The organism is Paenibacillus sp. J22P218 (assembly GCF_056269195.1).
On the sequence record NZ_JBWDNL010000001.1, the window covers coordinates 1,998,696 to 2,020,161 of the forward strand.

The 21,466-nt window shown below is 43.3% G+C and carries 22 protein-coding genes and 3 pseudogenes; 19 read left to right on the forward strand and 6 right to left on the reverse strand.

The genetic code is table 11. The annotated features are described in order from the left end of the window. Positions 1-334: 334 nt before the first annotated feature. Both AC0YN0_RS08590 and AC0YN0_RS08595 read right to left on the reverse strand, forming a co-directional pair. Positions 335-775, reverse strand: coding sequence for an SRPBCC domain-containing protein (locus AC0YN0_RS08590; protein ID WP_475820841.1), 441 nt, complete (start codon positions 773-775; stop codon positions 335-337). Positions 776-1,295: 520 nt separating this feature from the next. Continuing rightward, positions 1,296-2,153 carry an SDR family NAD(P)-dependent oxidoreductase gene (locus AC0YN0_RS08595; RefSeq protein ID WP_475820842.1) on the reverse strand — a complete coding sequence of 286 codons (858 nt, stop codon included), beginning with the start codon at positions 2,151-2,153 and terminating at the stop codon, positions 1,296-1,298. 174 nt (positions 2,154-2,327) lie between these two features. Here AC0YN0_RS08595 and AC0YN0_RS08600 point away from each other — a divergent pair. From AC0YN0_RS08600 to AC0YN0_RS08625, 6 genes and pseudogenes are all read left to right on the forward strand, one after another. Next, positions 2,328-2,816: pseudogene (locus tag AC0YN0_RS08600) on the forward strand (MerR family transcriptional regulator). Positions 2,817-3,144: 328 nt separating this feature from the next. After that, positions 3,145-3,453: a PadR family transcriptional regulator gene (locus AC0YN0_RS08605; RefSeq protein ID WP_475820930.1), complete on the forward strand. Its 309-nt coding sequence runs from the start codon at positions 3,145-3,147 to the stop codon at positions 3,451-3,453. Next, positions 3,450-3,797 carry a DUF1048 domain-containing protein gene (locus AC0YN0_RS08610; RefSeq protein WP_475820843.1) on the forward strand — a complete coding sequence of 116 codons (348 nt, stop codon included), beginning with the start codon at positions 3,450-3,452 and terminating at the stop codon, positions 3,795-3,797. The genes AC0YN0_RS08605 and AC0YN0_RS08610 overlap by 4 nt, the downstream gene beginning before the upstream one ends. Before the next feature lie 11 nt (positions 3,798-3,808). Continuing rightward, the gene (locus AC0YN0_RS08615; protein WP_475820844.1) at positions 3,809-4,159 is read left to right on the forward strand and encodes a DUF1048 domain-containing protein; all 351 of its coding nucleotides are present in this window, start codon (positions 3,809-3,811) and stop codon (positions 4,157-4,159) included. 15 nt (positions 4,160-4,174) lie between these two features. Then, positions 4,175-4,933 (forward strand): ABC transporter ATP-binding protein, encoded by a 759-nt coding sequence (locus AC0YN0_RS08620; protein ID WP_475820845.1) that lies wholly within the window; start codon positions 4,175-4,177, stop codon positions 4,931-4,933. Beyond that, positions 4,934-5,701, forward strand: coding sequence for an ABC transporter permease (locus AC0YN0_RS08625; protein ID WP_475820846.1), 768 nt, complete (start codon positions 4,934-4,936; stop codon positions 5,699-5,701). A gap of 80 nt (positions 5,702-5,781) precedes the next feature. Here AC0YN0_RS08625 and AC0YN0_RS08630 read toward each other — a convergent pair. After that, a pseudogene (locus AC0YN0_RS08630) lies at positions 5,782-5,889 on the reverse strand (winged helix-turn-helix domain-containing protein); the annotation flags it as partial. Between the two features lie 56 nt (positions 5,890-5,945). Then, positions 5,946-7,235, reverse strand: coding sequence for an amidohydrolase (locus AC0YN0_RS08635; RefSeq protein WP_475820847.1), 1,290 nt, complete (start codon positions 7,233-7,235; stop codon positions 5,946-5,948). Positions 7,236-7,683: 448 nt separating this feature from the next. On the opposite strand from AC0YN0_RS08635, the gene AC0YN0_RS08640 reads away from it, so the two are divergent. The 11 genes and pseudogenes from AC0YN0_RS08640 to AC0YN0_RS08690 form a co-directional block, all read left to right on the forward strand. Then, a complete protein-coding gene (locus AC0YN0_RS08640) occupies positions 7,684-8,172 on the forward strand; it encodes an RNA polymerase sigma factor (protein ID WP_475820848.1) in 489 nt (162 codons plus the stop codon). Next, a complete protein-coding gene (locus AC0YN0_RS08645; RefSeq protein ID WP_475820849.1) occupies positions 8,169-9,095 on the forward strand; it encodes a zf-HC2 domain-containing protein in 927 nt (308 codons plus the stop codon). Before AC0YN0_RS08640 ends, AC0YN0_RS08645 begins: the two co-directional genes overlap by 4 nt. 486 nt (positions 9,096-9,581) lie before the next feature. Continuing rightward, on the forward strand, positions 9,582-10,100 hold the full coding sequence (locus tag AC0YN0_RS08650; RefSeq protein ID WP_475820850.1) for a hypothetical protein: 519 nt from the start codon (positions 9,582-9,584) through the stop codon (positions 10,098-10,100). 325 nt (positions 10,101-10,425) lie between these two features. Beyond that, entirely contained in the window at positions 10,426-10,863 is a 438-nt protein-coding gene (locus AC0YN0_RS08655) for a DUF3888 domain-containing protein (protein ID WP_475820851.1), read from the forward strand. 147 nt (positions 10,864-11,010) lie between these two features. After that, on the forward strand, positions 11,011-11,448 hold the full coding sequence (locus AC0YN0_RS08660) for a hypothetical protein (RefSeq protein WP_475820852.1): 438 nt from the start codon (positions 11,011-11,013) through the stop codon (positions 11,446-11,448). 465 nt (positions 11,449-11,913) lie between these two features. Then, complete coding sequence (locus tag AC0YN0_RS08665; protein ID WP_475820931.1) at positions 11,914-12,345, forward strand: DUF2975 domain-containing protein; 432 nt, start codon at positions 11,914-11,916, stop codon at positions 12,343-12,345. After that, the gene (locus tag AC0YN0_RS08670; protein ID WP_113035934.1) at positions 12,342-12,545 is read left to right on the forward strand and encodes a helix-turn-helix domain-containing protein; all 204 of its coding nucleotides are present in this window, start codon (positions 12,342-12,344) and stop codon (positions 12,543-12,545) included. Before AC0YN0_RS08665 ends, AC0YN0_RS08670 begins: the two co-directional genes overlap by 4 nt. Positions 12,546-13,039: 494 nt before the next feature. Further along, positions 13,040-14,119 carry a DUF4037 domain-containing protein gene (locus tag AC0YN0_RS08675; RefSeq protein ID WP_475820853.1) on the forward strand — a complete coding sequence of 360 codons (1,080 nt, stop codon included), beginning with the start codon at positions 13,040-13,042 and terminating at the stop codon, positions 14,117-14,119. A gap of 256 nt (positions 14,120-14,375) precedes the next feature. Beyond that, on the forward strand, positions 14,376-15,179 hold the full coding sequence (locus tag AC0YN0_RS08680) for a hypothetical protein (protein ID WP_475820854.1): 804 nt from the start codon (positions 14,376-14,378) through the stop codon (positions 15,177-15,179). A 193-nt stretch (positions 15,180-15,372) separates the two neighbouring features. Then, positions 15,373-15,783, forward strand: coding sequence for a YhfM domain-containing protein (locus AC0YN0_RS08685; protein WP_475820855.1), 411 nt, complete (start codon positions 15,373-15,375; stop codon positions 15,781-15,783). A 143-nt stretch (positions 15,784-15,926) separates the two neighbouring features. Continuing rightward, positions 15,927-16,631: pseudogene (locus AC0YN0_RS08690) on the forward strand (IS110 family transposase); the annotation flags it as partial. An 829-nt stretch (positions 16,632-17,460) separates the two neighbouring features. On the opposite strand, the gene AC0YN0_RS08695 reads toward AC0YN0_RS08690, so the two are convergent. Next, positions 17,461-18,864 carry an MFS transporter gene (locus AC0YN0_RS08695; protein ID WP_475820856.1) on the reverse strand — a complete coding sequence of 468 codons (1,404 nt, stop codon included), beginning with the start codon at positions 18,862-18,864 and terminating at the stop codon, positions 17,461-17,463. Between the two features lie 451 nt (positions 18,865-19,315). Continuing rightward, positions 19,316-19,849 (reverse strand): YbhB/YbcL family Raf kinase inhibitor-like protein, encoded by a 534-nt coding sequence (locus AC0YN0_RS08700; RefSeq protein ID WP_475820857.1) that lies wholly within the window; start codon positions 19,847-19,849, stop codon positions 19,316-19,318. A 179-nt stretch (positions 19,850-20,028) separates the two neighbouring features. Between AC0YN0_RS08700 and AC0YN0_RS08705 the strand changes: the two genes are divergently transcribed. Beyond that, positions 20,029-20,694 (forward strand): GntR family transcriptional regulator, encoded by a 666-nt coding sequence (locus tag AC0YN0_RS08705; RefSeq protein WP_475820858.1) that lies wholly within the window; start codon positions 20,029-20,031, stop codon positions 20,692-20,694. Positions 20,695-20,966: 272 nt separating this feature from the next. After that, positions 20,967-21,161: a hypothetical protein gene (locus tag AC0YN0_RS08710; protein ID WP_475820932.1), complete on the forward strand. Its 195-nt coding sequence runs from the start codon at positions 20,967-20,969 to the stop codon at positions 21,159-21,161. Positions 21,162-21,466 lie beyond the last annotated feature (305 nt).

A 21,466-nucleotide genomic window follows, 5' to 3' on the forward strand; every position in this document is an offset into this window, starting at 1 on the left:
CCGAATGGAAGCCCTTCGCTATGCAACCAAGAGATGATAGTTCAGAACAGCAAAGCGTTAGCTCATTAAGGATCAGTTGACGCTTCTATTGAAGTAAAGGGCAGAAAAGTTTAAGAGCGCACGCGGTGAACCTTACCACAAGTAACGGCAAGGTTTATAATAGAGAGCTTGAAAGCTTGCTTAAAGTGCGTAGCAGGGGCATTAAGATGTAAACTGAATCCGAAATAAAGCCCAACAAAAACCAATGCGAAATGGTGCAATGGTTTTTGTTGGGCTTTATTTAAATCATATACTTATTTCGAAATTAACACTAACCATTGAGAGTTTCCTCTCGTCAATTGGCGGATTCCACTAGTCGCTTAAGTATTAATAACACTGATTGTTCGTCGTCTTCAGTCACGTCATTTTCCTCATCACTGCTATCGGAGCCCGGCCGATTGTCGATCTGTTGAATCGTCAGCAAGGTACCATCCCCTTCCTTACTCAAGAAATAACTCATCGTGAAGTAATTTTCGGGTTTGTCCTCCAAGCCGGGACGTGGAGCGAAGAGGGAGTATCGGAGACACTGATAAGGTGTAAACTCTAGCACCGTGCCCCACTGTTCATAAACATTGCCATCCCATTCCATTCGAAACCGAATACCGCTGCCGATTTGCCAATCGGTAATAAGGTCGCTGCCGTACTGCCACTGTTTGACCCATTCAGGATTAGTTATCGTATCCCAAACCCGCTCAGCAAGTGCATTTATAATAATTCGGGATGTACTCGTGGGCATTCATTTTCCTCCTCAAACATATTTCCTCTCTAAACATTCGACAATTAAATGTTAATTCCTGCCAAAATTATATTAAAACTTGCCGATACAGACAGCACGGTGAACCGTATCATAAGTAATGGCAAGTTTTTTCGGAAAATCCCGCAGCAGGCTTGGAACGGGAGCTTTACCGTACATAGGTTTGGGATGGGCTGCATATAGCGCAAAAGTCGACAAAAACGGGCTTTTGCGAGCATTGTGATCATGGAACGATGCGGTACCTAGAGGAGGACTTTTGCTTACGAAAAGCAAATACCAACTGCATTTAACGAGAGTGGATCACATCTTTTCGATTTCAAGAGAGCTATTCCCGATAGGTGACAAGAACTTTGTAACTTTCCCGACAATATGTATGATTCCCGGTATAGCCCTTGAGAGCATGTCACTGGAAACAGATTATTGAGTATGGTATCTCGTTGTCGTTGATCAGCAGGGAAGTTTTATTGAACTAACTGGCAGGTTAATACAGCCATAAGTAAGTTTAAAAATTACGTTGCAAAAATTCGTGTTCATAAATCGCTTGAATCCTTTCCAAAACGTTCCTCGCCTGGTCTTTAAATTTTAATCCCGCAACCTGACCTTTCAGCAAATACACGCCAGTTTTATTCCGGTGTTCCCCGAGAGCCCCTTCATACAGCTTGTTGGCGCCTTGAGTAGGCGGTGAGAAAAATAGCTTCATTAATACTTCAACCAAAAGGGGCAGTCCGGATTGTTTCCCTTTTCTTAACGTATTGTTGCTGCCTGGGTCAACGCTGCGGATCTTGATGTCGTCCTTGGCAAGCTGGGTCGCGATGGCCTGAGTCCACAGCGAAAGAGCTAGCTTTGAGGTGGCGTAAGGACCAAGAAGCTTGCGGAAGGTTTTGGGATGTTCCAGGATATCGATAGTAAATTCTTTCGTAAATTTTAGCGCTGAAGATGAGGTGTTTATCACCGTTTTTAAGCGACCAATTTTTAGGAGTTCCTTCAACTCCATCAGAATAATATATGGAACGACCGTCAACAGCTCATAATGCTTCTCGCGTCCTTGTTTCGAATAGCTCAGCTTGGGAAAAGACCCTCCGGCGTTATTGAACAAAATATCGATCCGCTGCTCCTTGCTTTTGATCTCTTCTAAAGTACGTCTCAAGCTGGCATAATCGGCAAGATCATCTGTTTTATAAATTCGAAGCGATCCACTCTTGGTCGCATGTTGGATGCTCATATCGTCTGCCGGAAAGTCGGAACGGTTCAAAGCAACCACCTGCCAGTCCTCCGACAGCAATTTCCGGGTTAATTCCAACCCGATCCCGGCGCTTGCGCCTGTAATCAATGCGATATGTTCACTTGGGTTCTTGTTCATTGTGCATCTCCTCCTGATAGCGGGATATTTACCCTGATAGCTCACATTCTATAACTTGAAGTCGACTCCAAGTCAAGGCGCGAAAACAAAGTATTTCCTAAGGATAAGAGACTTGACTTGGAGTCAGCTCCAAGATGTATAATACACAAAAAACAATCTCCGGGAGGGAACAGGATGAAGGAAGAGAAATCCTATACGATAAAGCAAACCGCCGAGCAAACCGGAATTACTGAGGATACGATCCGTTATTACGAAAAGATCGCGCTGCTGCCTCGTGCAGAGCGGAAGGAAAACGGGCACCGCATCTACCGACAGGAGAAGATCAATACGATCCGGCTGATAGCATGCCTGAAATAAACGGGGATGCCGCTAGAGGAAATGCGGCCTTTTTTGGCAGTCTCCGCCGATACTGATCCTGGGGAATATCCCGAACTGGTGGAACTTTTAACGAGCCACCGGAAAAATATTGTCAGCCAAATCGCCTCGTTGCAGCAGGTCGTCGATTTTATCGACATGAAGTTGGAGGAGGGGAGATACCGACGGGACTGCTCGGATGTAAATCTAAACGGCTCATTAGAGAAAAGGATGGGAGAACCGAAACCAAAGTCCGTCTCACCCGTTGAGATGAGTTATTTTTCCGTGTCGGCCAAAGCGGGCAGATAAGCTCGCAATAAGCGGCAACTTCCTCGCATAAACTGCTGCAGTCCGTTGAGCTAACGGAGAACGATAGTTCAATTCCCAAACTGCTAAAGCTGCCGATCGTTTTCCGGCAGCTTTGTTACGTTAATGGCAGGCAATCATTTGATCATCCAGAAGTTGAAAGGCACTAATAACTTGCATATTAATTGAAGTTCATTACCACAACAAAATATTAGAACAAACGTAATTGACTAATCAACTACTAAGTGTTACTGTATAGGAGTAGTGAGTAGTACTGAATACCAGTCATACAGAATAGCAAGGAGTGATTGTACTGGATAACCTAACGGAAATGCTCAAGGGCGTGCTTGAGGGCAGCGTCCTTGAAATTATAAGTCGCAAAGAAACCTACGGCTATGAAATCACGCGGCGACTTAACGCACTCGGCTTCACAGATGTTGTGGAGGGAACGGTATACACCATTCTGATTCGGCTTGAAAAAAACAAGTTGGTGGAGATCACCAAGAAGCCCTCCGACATGGGACCGCCGCGAAAGTTTTTCGCGATCAACGACGCGGGGCGCGAGGAGCTGCGAAGGTTCTGGGAAAAATGGGAGTTCGTATCATCAAAAATGACCGAGTTAAAGGAGAAGAAATCATGAATTTTTGGGAAAAGATCACGGGCAGCGACATGACTAAAGAATTGAAATCTTATGAATCGCGAGTCAAAAAACTGCCTTCAGATTATCAAGCGGCATGGGAACAAATTAATGCCAATCTTTGGTATTACTCCGATTTCACCGGTCGCAACCTGATGCCAATTCTTGATGGTGTGCTTGGCCTGCTAGAAGAATCGGCGGCGGACGGTCAGAGTGTCCAAGAGGTATTGGGGGACGACATTAAAGGCTTCTGTTCAGCGCTGGCCGGCGAAGAAGGGGCAAAGACATTTCGTGACAAGTGGCGCCAACAACTCAACAATAACATCGCAAAAAAATTAGGTAAATAGGAGGGTGAAATATGAGCATACGGGATATGATCGAAGGTAAAAAAGAGTGGCGAGCGCATATGGCGCGTGTCAAAGCTCTCCCTCAAGACTATCAAATTGTTTATAAAGAGATTCAAAAATATCTCTTTAAAGTCGGCCCTATTGAGCTAACCGAAGGGACGGGTTTGCTCTCGGGGATTGTCGATCTTTTTGAAGAGGGCGCGACGTCGGGGAAAGGCGTGCTCAAAGTAACGGGCAGTGACGTAGCGGCTTTCTGCGACGATCTCATCAAAGATTCAAAAACCTTCGACGACATTATTCAAGAGTCTGTTGACCAAGAAGTTAACAAAGCTATAAAAAAGGCTAAGGATAAAGCAAAGTAAAAGGGGGATATCGGGTTGGAAAAAGCAATTGAAGTGAAAGGTCTGCGAAAGTCTTTTAAGGACAAAGACGTTCTGAAGGGTGTTGATTTGGAAGTGAGGCGAAGTGAGATCCTTGCCTTGCTCGGCTCCAATGGGGCGGGAAAGACAACGGTTGTTAAAATCCTCACCACGCTGCTCAAACAAGATAGCGGAACCGCCACGGTAAACGGATTCGATGTTGCCTCAAAACCCGATAATGTGAAGCAATCGATCAGTCTGACCGGACAATTTGCCGCCGTGGACGAAATTTTGACCGGACGGGAAAATCTGATTATGATCGCCAAGCTGCGATACCTCAAAAATCCGCGTCAGGTTGCAGAAGAGTTGCTTAAACGCTTCGGCTTGACAGACGCCGCCGATCGCAAGGCGTCTACTTATTCGGGCGGTATGCGCCGCAGGCTCGACATCGCATTGAGCCTTGTCGGCAATCCGCAAATTCTATTCCTCGACGAGCCGACGACCGGGCTTGACCCCGAGGCGCGCATAGAGGTTTGGAAGATGGTTAAGGAGCTTGCGGGCGGCGGCACGACGGTACTTCTTACCACGCAGTATCTGGAGGAGGCTGAGCAGCTTGCCGACCGTATTGCCATTCTGCATGAGGGTAGAATTATCGCCAACGGCGCGCTCTCGGATCTAAAAAAGCTGTTCCCATCGGCAAAGGTGGAATATGTTGAAAAACAGCCAACATTAGAAGAAATATTCCTCTCCGTCGTCGGCAAAAGGGAGGCAAAGTAAATGGAGGCGGTAAAAAAACATTTTTTCACCGATATTAGCGTTATGCTTGGTCGTTCCATGCGCCATATTTTCCGCAGTATGGACACGATCATCACGGTTTGCATCACGCCGATTGCGATGATGCTGCTGTTCGTTTATGTGTTAGGCGGTGCCATTCAGACCGGAACGGATAACTATGTGAACTACCTGCTGCCAGGCATATTGCTTATGGCGATAGCAAGCGGAATAGCCTATACGGCTTACCGCCTGTTTATGGATAAGCAGCGGGGGATATTCGAGCGGTTTCACACCATGCCGATTTCACGTTCCGCCTTGCTTTGGGGGCATGTGCTGACCTCTCTAGTGTCCAACGCCATATCGGTGATCGTCATCATTCTCGTAGCGTTAATTATGGGTTTTCGTTCGTCCGCGGGAATACTGCCATGGCTAGCCGTAGCAGGCATTCTCGTGTTGTTTACATTAGCCTTAACCTGGGTCGCGGCGATTTCCGGACTTTCGGCAAAAACGATGGAAGGTGCGAGTGCGTTTTCCTATCCGCTTATCTTCCTTCCGTTTATCAGTTCGGCGTTTGTACCGACCGAGTCGATGCCGTCAATCGTTCGCGCCTTTGCCGAAAACCAGCCGGTGACCTCGATCGTGAACGCCATCCGTGCGTTGCTGTCGGATCAGCCGGTAGGCAATGATATATGGGTCGCTCTTGCGTGGTGCGTCGGAATTATGTTTGTAGCCTATTTCTTTGCAATGAGGGCGTATAAAAAGAATGTTTGAAAAAGGACATATTGTCCGGATTGAAGTCCGCGGAAACCGTGGGCTTTATTTTTGTTCCAAGCTTAACCGCATCAACGCCATCAATCTCTCGTTAGAAGCCGATATCCTACGCCGTGTTCTGTGACGATCCACTTGGGTTGCTTCGAGTCCTCCTCAAGCTTCTTACGTAGGTGCCCAATGTACACTTTCTGGAGCGCATTAAAAAAACGCGGGCGTGTATGCCCGCGCTTTTAGCAACTGGTGATCAGATGCCATCGACGATCCGTTTCGAACGTATGGATACTTGCTTTAACAGCTCATCTTCGTCGATAGTCAGCAGTTGGCGACCTTTCATCAACACTTTTCCGTTTATGATGGTCGTGTCTACATCCGACCCGTTAGTGCAATATGCGAGCAGCGAATGAATATTGTGGATCGGCTGTAAATGGGGTTTTCTCAGATCGATCAAGATGATGTCCGCTTTTTTCCCGATTTCCAACGTGCCCACTTCATGGCCTATGTTCAACAATTCCGCACTTCCAACCGTTGCCATGCGAAGGGCATCAAAAGCGGGAAGTTTCGTGGGGTCCCCGTAATCCAGCTTTTGCAACCAAGTTGCAGCTCTAATTTCGGAAAACATATCTAATGTCGTGGCGCTGCCAGCTCCATCCGTCCCTACCCCTACGGTAATCCCGTGTTCGATCATATCAATAATTGGCGCAATACCGCATCCAAGTTTGAGGTTGCTTACTGGATTATGGGACACGCCTCCTCGCATACCCTTCAAATACCCAATGTCGCGGCGATTAAGGTGAACGCTGTGAGCCAAGAGCACATGAGCTTTTTCAAACAGACCGAGATGATACAAATATTCGGTTGGAGTTTGATTGTACTTTTCACGAATCATGATTACTTCCTCTTTGGTTTCCGCTAGATGCGTGTGTATTGCAATGTTCTGCTGCTCCGCAAGCGCGATTACCTCTGCGAAGGGTTGGGGAGGAACCGTGTAAGGGGAATGGGGTCCCAGCATTGTGGTGATTCGGCCCTCGGCTTTACCGCTCCAGCGACGGATGAGATCAACCGCCTCCGACATTCGTCGACCTCCGTCATTTTCAATGAAGACCAATCCCCGAGTTAAAGAAGCCCGCATGCCGACTTCTTCTATCGCAGCAGCGATTTCATTCATGTGGATATACATGTCGGCAAAAGCAGTCGTACCCGATTTGATCATTTCGGCCATTGCGAGCTTTGTGCCCCAGTAAATGTCCTCAGGCGTCATTCGGGATTCAGCGGGCAGCATTTTGTTGTCTAACCAGTCCATTAGCTTGAGGTCGTCGGAAAATCCTCTCAATAAGCTCATTGGGGTATGTTGGTGAGCGTTAATAAGCCCAGGCATCGCTGCCATACCTTCGCCGTAAATCACTTCATCGACTTCAGCGGTTATGTCAGTCTGAATGTCCGATATGCGGTCTCCGTCAATGAGAATGTCCCCTACAAATGGTTCATTGCTTTCCATGGTTAAGATGGTTGCTCCTTTGATTAATTTTTTCATCATGACAGCCTCCTTTTTCTAGGTTTATACTAAACCCTGACGTAAAGTGAAGGTCAAGAAGAAATGCGATGAGTTACAATGAAAATGTAATGTAAAGAGTATTACATCTATACAATGAAGGTCGCATAAATTGCGGCTTTTTTATTTATTGTATAGAAGTTCTTGTCGTCAGCTCATGACAAGAACTTCTATACAAAGCCGTGTTAGGACACAAACTTCTATACAATCCCGGATTCCCTGGAAATGCACGCTCGGGTTATTAAACTAACGGGCAGGATAGTTCCAATATGTGGTACTATTTAGTTATACAACCCAAGTGGATTTTTAAGCTGGTTGCTCATACGGAGCGTTGGACGAAAGTATAGTCCGCGCTCCTGTTTTTTGTGACTATTTCGGAATAATGTTGTCTAATAGATATGCGGTTCGGCATAAGCGAGGGAGAGGAGAACCTTTGAACGATTTTACGGATGTTTATAACGAATACGCTGTACCTGTGCGCCGATTTTTGTTGTCGTTAACGCAAAATGAGGAGATAGCGGAGGAGTTGACGCAGGAGACGCTGTACCGTGCTTTCCTCCAAATTGATAGGTTCAGAAAAGAGAGCTCAGTTTACAGCTGGCTGTGTCAAATCGCCAAAAATATTTATTTGAACGAGCGTAAAAAGCTTACTAGAAGGCAGACTTTCCCTACTCATATACTTGAAGACGTAAACGATGAAGAATGGACGCAAACACTACATCGGAAGGAGCAAGCTATGTTAGTCCATCAGGTGCTGCATTCGTTGCCCGAACCCTATAAGGAAGTGTTTACTCTTAAGGTGTTCGGCGAGCTCAAGTTCAAAGACATTGCAAAATTGTTCGGCAAGACGGAATCCTGGGCGAAAATGACGTTTTATCGGGCGAAGGAGCGAATTGCAAAAAAAATGGGGGAGAAAGAATGAGACAGTTATGCAACGTGGTGTATGATTTGCTTCCACTTTATATCGACAGTGCTTGTTCAGAGGAGAGTAAGGAACTCGTCGAAGAACACCTCACGGTATGCCAGGCATGCAGAGAGAAGCTTGCAGCGATGACCAGCAATATGGTGGAGGGCAGTCTATTCCAACCGTCAGGAGATCAGTCTATCCTAATTAATCGTGATTTTGCTGCGAGTAGAGTGTTAAAAAGAATTAAGCGAAGATGGACTCTTCGTGCCGCAGCTCTGCTGTTGCTCGTGCCGTTTATTTGGTTAGGCGTGAATCAGTATCGAGGCGAAGGGATTTCGTACACGAATCTTTACGATCACTATAGCGCGGTCCGCTTTCTTCAAGCGCTGGAGAATAAAGATTATGAGAAAGCTTTTTCTTTCGTGAACGTGAGATTTTATTATGAGGAAGACTTGCAGAGAAGTTTGCCGGTCGTAGCCAAAGAGCTCCGCAAGGAGGACTTTATCTATGAGAAACTGGAGGACGGTAAGTATTATTATACGAACGAAACGACCAAGATTCCTGAAGCGGACATTGAGGAGTGGCTGAAGGAACGAAACGAATGGTATAACAAGCACAAGGATATGACGTATGAGCAGTTCTATGCTTCAAGCAAAAGCAATTTTATAGGGAATCTGCAGGAGTGGGAGAAGCTTGGTTACGAGATTACAGGGTTTAGCTGGGAATCCGCAACCGTGGATGAAAGCAGCGTGCATGAGGTCAATGAGCTTAGTTTCAATGTCCATATCCGGGATGGAGAACAAATGACGAAGTCAGGCGAAATAAGCCTCGATGGAGACGATAAAGGTAATTTTCTCCTCAGCGGAGGTTCCCATTTAGATGGCGATGTTAAGACAAGCAGCTTAATCCAAGCAATGTCGTTTTTGGGAGTTCGATAAATGAATAAATCCACGACGGCAGCCACGATTGGCTGCCTACTCGTTAGTCTAATGGGTAACGCTAGTTCAATGAGCTCAGATTAAAACCTCCCATAAGAAGCAAACTAGATTTAATAGCTTCTAAATGGGAGGTTTTGTTATGAATCTAAGTGAGTTGTAGCGGTCGTATGAGGCTGACAAACGTATTCAAGGATTTAGTCCGAAGACATTAAAAGCGTACTTCCTGCAGCATAAAATGCTGATGTCGGAACTTGGTGACCATGATATATCTGGCATTTCATCCAGTGTATGTTAGGTCATGAAAAAGCATCTACCACGCAAATCAATGCTCAGCTCCGTGTCGAACGAAGGAGAGAAGACATTTGATATGCAACATATAATTTAGCGTAACGTCTATATTAGGTAAGTACTGTTTCTAAATACTGAAACAAATGGACGTGGAAAAAGCTAAGAGTATCACATCAATAACTTAAGGAGGTTTCAAAATTGAAACCTAGTAAAACAATAACAACCTTAGCATTTGCGGTCTTTGTTATAACTTGTACTGGTGCAATAGTTTATGCAAAAGACTCGTTTAATACATTCTCCCCCTCAGTACCTGCTGAAAGTGCCGCTCATGTAGCGGCAGTTCAGAAAAGATTGCAAAAAACATGGGAGGATGGAAAGAATCAGCTCATCAATGAAGGAAAAGAAGATGTAAATGTATGGACATTTAGGGATATGAGAACATTGCATGATACATTTATTCCGACTTTATCAGATGAGGAAAAGTCTTCTTTTCTTGAGGCTTCCGGTGAGGCGAAAAGCAATAATCTTGAGGTTGGGGACTCGATGCCTGGATTCCTTTTTAATCCCGACAGTACAGAAGCACAAGTATATTGGCAAAAAAAGAATGGTTCGTATGTTTCCATAAGTTTAAAGACTCGAATAAATGAAGAAGGACATAAAATGTGGTATATGGATGGGAATGCAAGAAAATTACCTGAAATAAAAAGTAAAGAGTAACGAAAATAAAGTAGCAACAGACCGGTGATGTAATTTAATGACAGAATTGTCAGAGGACAAGTGCTTATATCCTTAGCCAAACAAGCCATTAGATAATGGTACCCGCTGCTCCATAGGGCTCATCGGCTTCTGTTAGTTTACATGCGAGCTTTCGGTCAATCCGCTAAAGGGAGCAGATAGCTTAAAGACATGAAGGCAGCCAGCCACGCGATCGATTGCAGTAGTTCGTTGAATTAATGAGCAGATTACACTAATGAATACACTTCCCTTACCTGGACAGATTAAGTTGTGATTGGTTGAATGAGATAAAGAGAGGGGAATACTCTTGAAAGTTTTAATTTGCTTTGTAATCCTACTTTCAATGGTCGGAACGCAAACCACTTTTTGTAATGCAGTCGGTAAGAAGCCACTTGAGGACTCAAGGGAACTGCAACTTCAAGATATGTTGGTGTTACTTTTACTACCGCATATGAGAGAGAAGCTTGCTGAGGTATATTCAGATGTATTTTCAGTACCAGGATCACCAGATATTTATCCTTATTTTGTTGATGTAACGCACACCGAAAGGATCAATGGCTTCCGTGGTTTTGATATTTTAATCACACTTGGCGCGCATCCAACAGTTGGCCCTCATATCCCAGTCGGTGAAGATGTTTTTATATATCGGATCTCGGCTGCTGGGGTTGAGCTGAAAAATTTCGAACATCTTAGAGGACCGAATAAGTACGATTTCTCCCCAAATTACCAATATCTTTTGAAGTAACGGGTACGATAGCATACAAGGAGCAGTGTGCATTACGGCAGCTGCTCCCTTTTTTTGTTATGCTAATGGGCAGAATAGTTCAATAATTGGTATAATCCAGATCGGATGACTAAAGGACCATTTTATATAATAGTGAGGATTTCAAAAATGAAAAAATCGAAATTAGAATTCAAACTTCGTGCAAGAGACGGTTATCCAGGACCTATTATTTTTGCTGATTTTATAGTAGACGGACAGTCAATATACGATTTATATGCTGAGGAATTCGATTTTGTATCTTGTTTAGGGTGGGGCAGTAAGGAATTTCAAAATGAACAAATCTCAAGGTTAACTTTAATGAGTAAACCAGATTTTCCAAATGGGAAGAACTCAATATATATTTGCCCTGCATGTGCTGATTTGGGTTGTGGGGCAGTATCATTATTTATTGAAAAGACAAAAGATATAATAACTTGGACTTACTTTGATGGCAGTGGTAAGTTATTCGATAAGCAATTTACGTTCCATTTCGATAAACAAGACTATATTGTTCAAATAAAAGGTACATATGGATTGGGCGGGTTTAAGTTCCCATGGCAAGAATGAGCCTTTTCCATAAAGCTAACGGGAGACAATAGTTCAATAACCATCAGGATGAGGCTGCCGGCATAAAACGGCAGCCTCATTGAGCTAACGGGCAGGATAACTCAACAAATATTTATAATTCAGGTCTACTTTACAAAAGCGCATTACACTAAGGGCGACCGATCCAGGTAGCAGCTTACAAACGGGGCAGTTGCTCCTTTTGTCATTAAGCTATTGGGCAGGATAGTTTAATCATTTTCGCGATTAACTTCATTTAGTGGGTTCATAAATATGTCCGTATCTCGGCTCAAATTTGAAGGAGGAACAAATGAGCCGTATGGCTTCTTCTTTTTAAATAACTTGTTGGGTTCAAACGAAGGAAACAATGTATTTTTATTGTAAAACGATAAATATAGTGATAAAATCAAAAATGAGGTGAAATAGTTGAAAAAAGAGACGCTCTTCTTAAAAGTTGTTCTGGTTGTAATGGCAATTCCTGCATTAGTGATGTGTTTTTATGGACTCCCAGCGATGGCGCATAGTATGATGCCGGATTTCCCGGATATTAAAGTTTATCTTTCCGCTTTGGCTGCGTATGTGGCGTCTATTGCGTATTTATTTACGCTACTTCAGGCATTTAAGCTTCTGAGGTACATTGATACAAATACTGCTTTTTCGCAAACCTCTGTTTTAGCGCTTAAGAAAATAAAGCAAGCGGCGGTTGTCGTATCACTCATGTTTGCATGTAATCTCCCGCTTTTCTACTTTGTAGCTGACGGCGCAGATGCACCAGGGGTCATGGTCATCGGGCTAATTATAACCTGTGCGCCAGTCGTAATCGCAGTATTTGCCGCAGTTCTTGAGAAACTGCTCAAAAATGCGATCGAGCTCAAAGAAGAACAGGAGTTGACCGTATGATAGTGGTTAACATTGACGTCATGCTTGCAAAGCGGAAAATGAGCGTTACTGAGCTATCGGAGAAAGTCGGCATTACAATGGCGAACCTGTCGATACTTAAAAACGGAAAAGCGAAAGCTATTCGAATCTCAACACTCGAAGCGATCTGCAAAGCACTCGATTGCCAGCCTGGAGATATTCTCGAGTATCGGCAGGATTGAATAAATAAAAAAACCGTCGTACGTCTCTGATGTAAGTAATGATGAAGAGTTTAAAAGCTATATTAATCCAAACGACTACATAGTCTTCGCCTCTGAGGCTAACGGCAATATGACACTATACCATAAGAATAACTCATCAATTATAATGCTTGCTCATAACCATTGTTTAATCGGGTGACAAGAACATAGTAACATTGTAAGCCGCATAAATTGCGGTTTTTCTATTTTAAGTTATCAAGTTCTTTCAAAATGATATGACATGAATGTGATAACATTTCTGATGAGTGACAAGAACTTTGTAACATTCCCTATAAGATCTTTCATTTGGCCAGCTGCAGATAACAAAATCAGCGACAGTGTTTATTAAACTAACGGGCAGTATAGTTCAACAATAATGATATATTAACTTTACATTGCGTTCAGCTTATGTTGAAATAATGAGCGAATGAGCTTAAAAATGATGTTTGTGGTTGATGGACTTGGAGGAATGGGGAATGTCTTTTATTAAAGGTATAGAATTATGCTGTCGATTTCATATGGAAATCGTTGAGCCTGTAATGATGGAGAATTACTCTTTCTTGTCCTATTCATCGGCTCTAATTGGTCCAGGTAGCGAAGTGCTCGGATATGATACGGAAATGTCGACTGATCACGATTGGGTGCCTAGAGTATATCTTTTTCTTAACCAACTAGATATCGGGTATTCAGAACAAATAGAATTAACTCTGCACGAACGAGCCCCAGAACGGTTCTATGGCTTCCCCGTTGATATAAAGAAGAGTGTAATTACAACGGTGCCGAGGTTCATCGAAAGTTACCTGGCTGTTAACAAAGATGAACGATTAGAACCAGTTGATTGGTTAACGTTTCCTTCACAGTCACTTCTCGAAATAACACGTGGGGAAGTTTATAGGGACGATAATGGTCAACTCTCCACATTACGCAAACAATTCGAATATTACCCTCATGATATTTGGTTGTATCTTATGGCATCAAGTTGGCAGCGAATCGGTCAAGAAGAACATCTGATGCTTCGTTCGGGTTTTATAGGTGATGAAATTGGCTCAGCTATTATCGCTTCACGCCTTGTCCGCGACATCATAAATCTCTGCTTTCTCATGGAGCGTCAATATGCACCCTATCCAAAATGGTTTGGTACTGCATTTAAAAGATTGAAATGTTCTGATCAAATAATGTCTCACCTTTGGACTGCTCAAACGGCAGTTACATGGAGGGAACGCGAGCATGCTTTGAATAATGCTTACAAACATCTATCAAGTATGCACAACGGACTAGGGATCACTGCAAGGATTCCTGATGACGTTTCATACTTTTTTGATCGTCCCTTTAAAGTAATGAACGGTGAAGAAATTGCTAGCCTCATCGCAAATCAAATTGTGGATACAGATATTCAACAGTTATCCCAAAAATGTTTGATTGGTAACATAGACCAGATAACAGACAACACAGATTTCAGAAAAATGAATAGATGGGCTGATGGTGAAGGGGAAAGTGCAAGAAATGCTTTAAAAAAACTATTTAACCCCAGATTGTTACCTAAAAAGGATCAATAGTTTAAATCCAAAAGCTTCAACGGTGTCCATTAAACTAACTGGGAACCAGCAGCCGGCATATAAAGCGCGGCTGCTTTTTGCTGAACTAATGGGCAGTTTAGCTTAACGGAGACAAAAATTAGACGGACTAAATCAACCGATTGCCATCTATTACTACGTGTATAACAGCGAAACTTCGTCGCTACTAAATGCGTCTAACTTAATTAAGAACGATTTGCAAGAAAAAGGAAAATTCGTTCAGTTGGAGGGAGGAAATATGAATCTTTGGCCTGTGAAATTCATCTCAATTCTAATTTGTTTCGCATTGGCGGTATGCGGATGTGCTGGCTTGAAAAGCAAGGGCACGGAGCATGCCGAGGCAAGTGATTTCATTATTCCCTTGAACGTTAGCGAAGTGTTGAAGCGTCCAGATACTGAGGTTATTAAATATTTTCAAAACCGTCGTGAAGATTTTGATATTCTAGGCAGTTATCTGTTAGAGAATGAAAGAGTATTCCAGACACGGCCTGTCATACTTCAACAAGATTCTGCCATCGAGAAAATCCAAGACCCTGATATTCAACAATTCGCTCAAACGTTGTTCCAAGAAGGTATTGTGAAAAGGATATCTTCCTTAAATGATGACCCAAGTAAAAGTATTGATTTTTTGTTTGACGCCGAAGACAACTTGTATCGACAAGGCATCACCTACCTCAGCCTACCGGAGATGCCCAAAGGCGATCCTTCAAAATTCAGCTATGTGAATGACTATAAGAATCTGGGCGGCGGTTGGTACTATTATGTCTTCCATTATGACAAACTTAAAAATGAAGATGAGTTTCGGAATCTAGCTTGGGCCAAAATCTCTGAAAAGGAACTAAGCACTTTAAGCACGCCGAAAGAGAAAGCCATAGTGACCCTAGAGTCTGGAAAAAACGTTGCCAACTGGATAGTTGACAGAAAGTTAGATGTTGTAGTATCCGTTCAATTTGACACGGAAATGAACGGCCTACTGGGACCGATTACAATGTTTTTCGATCCAATGACCAAAGATTTGATCGGGGGCAATCCGCGTTTTTAATAGGCTAGAGTAAAATACCCGATTGAACTAACGGGAGACTATAGCTTCATAATCACCAGGACGGGGCTGCCGGCATAAATCGGCAGCCTCGTTGAGCTAACGGGCAGGATAGTCGAACAACGCAAAAAACTATTAGCAACCTTTTATTTCCATTTATCGTCTACAGGTTGGAGGTTTTAAGGAGGTGGTTATTGTGAAAAAGTATTTACTTGCTTTCTTCTTGCTAACTCTTATTATGATCCTTGGATGTAACGAGAAGAACCCGGACTTTATCCAGGAAAACGGTGGAGTTTTAGTTAACCTGATATGTAGTCGGCAGGACAATACAAATGAATGCACAGACCAGCAATTCAATGATCTCCAATCATTCCAAGTCTTCAAAACTGCTATAGATGGTGCAGAGAAAATTCCGGGTGTACTTAATTATATAGCAGAATACAATTTGACGATTAAATTTCAGGATCAAACAACAAAAACTTACCATCTATCATTAGGTACAAATAGTGATATGAAAGGGCTATTGGTAGACCTTGGAAATACTAATCATGGTTATGAAATTCCTGTAGTAGATGCAAATAAATTAAGGGAATCGATTAAGGGTTAGTAAATTTTGCATTAATCTATCGGGACACTATAGGATTCCTGTAGAACGTTAATTTTGCGCTTTGCATAAAAACGAGCGACTCCGGTACGATGGGGTAGTCACGGGTCATAGCCCTTTAGCCATCATAAGGAGGTCGCTCTATCTTGAAGTTTAAAGCTCAATCCAAACAAAATCAACTGCTTGAACGTATTTCAACCCAGCACCTTGTCGTCGGTATCGACATCGCCCAGCAAACCCACGTTGCTCGCGCCGTCAACTTCCGTGGAATTCTGCTCGGCACTCCGCTTCACTTCTCCAACGACGACGCCGGTTTCAGCCTACTACTGCAGTGGATGAACGATCTGCAGGAAACGCATCAACTAAACGACACCATCATCGGCATGGAGCCAACCGGACACTACTGGCTCAGCCTCGCTGCCTGGCTCAAAGACCGCAGCCTCGAGGTCGTGTTGGTAAACCCCCATCTCGTCAAAAAGAACAAGGAAAACCGCGACAATACACCATCCAAAAGCGACATCAAAGATGCCTTTGTTATCGCCGACATGGTGAAAAACGGCTACTACACCTTCATCAAGGAGACCAGTGAAGTGTTCATGGAACTGCGCGTTCTCATGGCGAACCGGGAGACAACTGTCCACTGTCTCGTCAGCGTCAAGAACCAGATCCACCGCTGGGTCGACATTGTGTTCCCCGAGCTTCGGCAGGTATTCAAGCACCTCATTGGCTCCGGATCGCTAGCTACCCTACGTCTCTTTCCTACGCCTGCCGATCTTCAAAAACTTACTGTTCGCCAGGTAGTCGACGGCTGGAAAACAGTCATGAAGCGGCACAGTGGTGAACGAAGAGCTGCCAGCCCCAGCGAAGGACCGAACGGAGGCGATACGTTTAGCCAACAAACTGATGGTGCACTACTTAAAAGGACTCCAGCCATTGAACTAACGGGAGACGATAATTCAATAACAAAACTGCTGAAGCTGCCGGAGAACGATCGGCAGCTTTGTTACGTTAATGGGAGGATAGTTACTATAATGATAATGATGAATTGTGGCGCTTAAGCGATTTAGGATGGAACATTCTATACGTAAAGTTAACCAAACCATTACCAGTAGAAGCACTGGTGATCTAAGCTGTCTTTCCTTCTAAACATTCATAATCTCATTCTCCTTTTCCGGTAAAGGTAAACTTCAACACTGCATTATTGAATTAAAAAGGACATATGTCCGCTTATCAGTTATTTGTTACAATACATTCATGAGGTGGAATACAGTCCTCGGCGAGCCAAGTTAGCCTTGAAAGCCGCCAAGGTGTCATGATTTTTCACGTAATAGGAGGAAGAAGCGTAGATGAGCCATCCTTATCGCCCCTTTGCCGCGAGATACACCTTGGGGAGAGCGATATGCGATCATAAAGGACCCCGATAACAATTTAATCAGTCTCATCGCGTAGCGAAGAGAAGATATGCGCCATTAAAACAACAAGCAGATGGGAAGCGCTGTCGCCAGTGTATCTTGGAGTGGGGAGTCGCAACTTATTTATTTATTAGGTGCAAGTTCTTGTCCTGAGTCAGAGGACAAGAACTTGTTCAGATTGGTATGCAGATTTTTTGATTAAGCAGGGTAGATTTGATTTTTGATGTTATCTAACCCGATCTGACCTAGCATTTCTATATTACCGTTACTAAGTAACTGGTTCACTATTCATCTTTTCGTCCTTAGCCATTTTACCAGTTCGCCTAAATTGGACATAATATAATGCAGCTACGGCTACGATAAGAATAGGTAGTGTCAGGAAAATATTGCTATATACGAAAGTTGCACTGTTTTGTGGTATCGGATTTAAGCGAATAGTCGATGTGCCCAAATCTAGTATCTTGCCGATAACAGCTGTTGATGTGGCCGTAGCAATAAAAGTGACCATCGAGAATAATCCCATCCCTACGCCGATATTCTCTTTTGAGAGTGTACGTGAAACAGTGTTTGACATTGCAATTTGCATGAACGATTGACCAAGAATACCAAAAATAAGAAAGATTGCAATAAATACTGGCGACATACCAACGACTGAAGACAAAGAGATGAAACCGGTAATAAGAAGTGCAGCCGCAGTAAACACAAGGAAACGATCTCCCTTTTCATCTGCTAATCTACCACCTCGTCGACCCAAAAGCGCGGCCATTAAAGACGACGGCAACATAACTATTCCGATGAAAACCGGAGACAAGTGGTTTACAGAAGAAAGTAGCTGAGGTGTAATGAATGGAAAGGCAAAGCCAATCCCAATCATGACGAAAGTAATAATTAGACCGAATGAAAACGGTTTGTTTCGAAAAATGGCCGGGTTTATGAATGGGTTTGGAGTATAGCGTATACGTAATACGAAAAAAATGAAAGAAAGAATCCCCCCTAAGGCAAGCCAAACACTTCCGCTTGTTAAAGCCAGCAACAAAATGGCTACGGAACCGGCCAGAAGTACTCCGCCAATATAATCCATTTTTCTAGAGACTCCCTTTTCATCATCCAAATATTTCCGATACATCGGAAAAGTAAGTAATGATAAAAGCGAGATTACAAATAATACCCGCCAGTTCCACGTACTGCTTACCACGCCGGCAATGATCGGACCAATGGCCAAACCCAGTGAAAATCCGATTGCAACGGTACCCAATGCACGACCGCGCCTTTCAGATGTAAAGTAACGAACTGGTACAATCATAGATATCGCCGGAATGACTGATGCACCAGCTGCTTGTACAATTCGTCCCACAATGACCATCCAATATTCACTAGCCACTAAGCCGATGACAGACCCAATTGCAAAAAGTAGCAGACCAAATGTCAACAAATTCTTCAAGCTGTATCTGTCTGTCAATTTACCGTAAGTTACCGAACCAATTGCGTACACAATCATATAGCCTGTGATGATCCAACTTGCTTGCGATGAAGAAATTTGAAATTGTTTACTGATATTAGGGAGTACAATATTAAACATGGTTGCATTCATAACGGATATTATGAGTGTAAAGACAAGTAAACCAAGTAATAACTCTCCTTTATTTTTTTGAACGGTATGATTGGTTTGCATTGGAATGCCTCATTTCTATAGGATAAAACTCTATTGATGAAATAACGAACCTGTATTCCTTTGATGATAAAAGTTTTATCTGATTAAGCCGACAATGTAATGTTTTAAATACTTCGCTAGTAGAGATGGTCAACGCTAATTTACTGAAAAGTCCTCAATTATGAGGACTTTTCAGTTTTTCTGGATATATTTTAAATTTCACTTTGTTTTTAATCTTGCTCCCACAGCCGCAAATGACGGTATGCTTCAAAATTATAGTTGGCTCCTGGCAATTGGGGCATACATGATGATGTGGCTGATCATTCAGCTTAACCACTTCCTCCGTACTTGACTCCGTATTGCATGGAGTACTTTGCTTTTCAAACCTTGTTGTATGCAAAAAAAATCGTAAACACGCATAAGATACTCGGAATTTTTCATATCATTCTCTCCTATGCTTCAACATCTTGGTTTACTTGATTTCTCCTGTTGCCATGAGAACTGCTCTCCCGAGCGTATGACTCAGCATGGTGAATCCAAGGAGAGCTGGCGTGGAATTAGGGGCGACACTAATATTTTCGACGTCCAGCGCATGAACAACAAAATAATAGCGATGAGGACCGTGTCCCGCTGGAGGGGCTGCACCGATAAAGCGTTCGAGTCTCAAATCATTCGGTAGTTGCAGGGAGCCTTGCGGCAAACCGCTGGAATGCTCGTCACCTGCACCTGTGGGTAGCTCGGTTACGCTGGCAGGGATATTGATAACGGCCCAGTGCCACAACCCCGATCCAGTTGGGGCGTCCGGATCATATGCAGTTACGACAAAACTCTTTGTCCCTTCGGGTGCACCCGACCACTTCAAATGGGGCGAGAGATCTTTACTTCCCTCTAGTGTTGACATCTCCGAATAATGTTGGGTCGGTAGAGGATGTCCCTCCATAATGTCATTACTCTCCAACTGAAAGACTGCTACTTCTGGCAATTTGGAAAATGGATTGTTGTTCATTGTAAATTACCTCCTTTTATTTTCATTTTCGATAATACATTAAATAATCGATTCTGTAAACTACAATCGTTTTTATAATTCACTATCGAATTTAATGTTTGTTTTTTATTGATAACGGTGTAAACTATCTACATACAATTAAGTAGAATTATAATGTGTATGAAGGAAGGTGCTGCTTCATGGCCAAAAGGAATGGTTCGTCCACCATAAGCGAGAATGTCAGGAAGAAACTACAATCCGATATTTTGACTGGACAATATGAACCAGGCTCTCCATTAAAAGTTTCGGAATTATCTAAAGGTTTCGTAGTCTCAGTTGCTGTTGTTCGCGAAGCGTTGACGCGATTGGCGACTCAGGGTCTAGTACAACAAAATCCTAACCACGGATTTTCAGTAAAAACGGCGTCGGAAGAAGAACTGAACAACATCATACATGCGAGGGTAATCAATGAATCCGAAGCTTTACGCCTATCCATCGCCTATGGTGATCTCACATGGGAATCCAATGTAATTGCCGTACATCACAAGCTATCGCAAACGGCTGAGTACAAGGAAATGAATGAAAAGCTTGTTGTCCGCGAAGAATGGTCTGAGATTCATCGTCAATTTCATTACGAGCTTATTGCTGCATGCCCGAATCCAGTTCTTTTGGATATCTGCAGCAACCTTTGGGATTTGAGCGAATTTTATCGTCATTGTTCCCCACCGCAACAGCAAGTCCGCGATGGACTCGCTGAACATAAGGCATTAACAGATGCCGTTCTTAGTCGCGATGCTGAACGTGCTGCACAGATCTTTAGAGCACACATCCAACTAACCGCAGAGGTCTTATTTAACAACCAATAAGTTGTTTATAAGATTCACAATTTTACATCGAAACTTATCAGTAACCAAGAAAGACTCCTCGATTTCCGACAAGGAAGAAGCTCATGTATTGGGCTACTTTCTTTCTTTGATAACGATCTAAACACAATATCCCGAGGTTATAATCTTCCTAAGCTTTATAAATGTATTTGGAAACGCAATGGAAGGAGCAGGGGATTCCAGATGAATTCATTTTTGCAGATGAAACTAGTGGAATAAAAATTTGATTGTCCTGAATATCAACTCCTGCACGGATAACGACTTCGAATGAAAACCGTGTCTTGTTGATTATTGGTTCAGGTCATCTTCAGATTCTATCCCAGTTCTTAAATGAATGTGAAATTATTGATTTAGAGTCTTGCTTTACATGCTTAACTAGGTCTTGTGAAATCATGAGCATCTCGCTAAGCTCCCTCGAAATGATTCAGTTTCCTCACTCAGACTCATGAATTCGCAGGATTTCATCCTATAGTTAGAATGAAGAAGAGAATGTCGGAGGAATCGGCGGCGGACAGACGTAAAAATGGGCAGTCGGGAATAAAGGTGAATGCTGCACCAACCATATTGTTCAATTATGCGCACGTCTCCACGTCGCCCTAGCGATTCTCGCTCCCATGTCTCAACGGGTCATAGCCCTTTCATTCCTTCGTCACATCTAACTACGGGGTGGAGGTCGGTCTTTCTAACGGAACGGGTCCGAGCCCTTTTGCGTAACGTCTCCCGATACTCCGTGCTTCTTGTTATCCTGCGAATG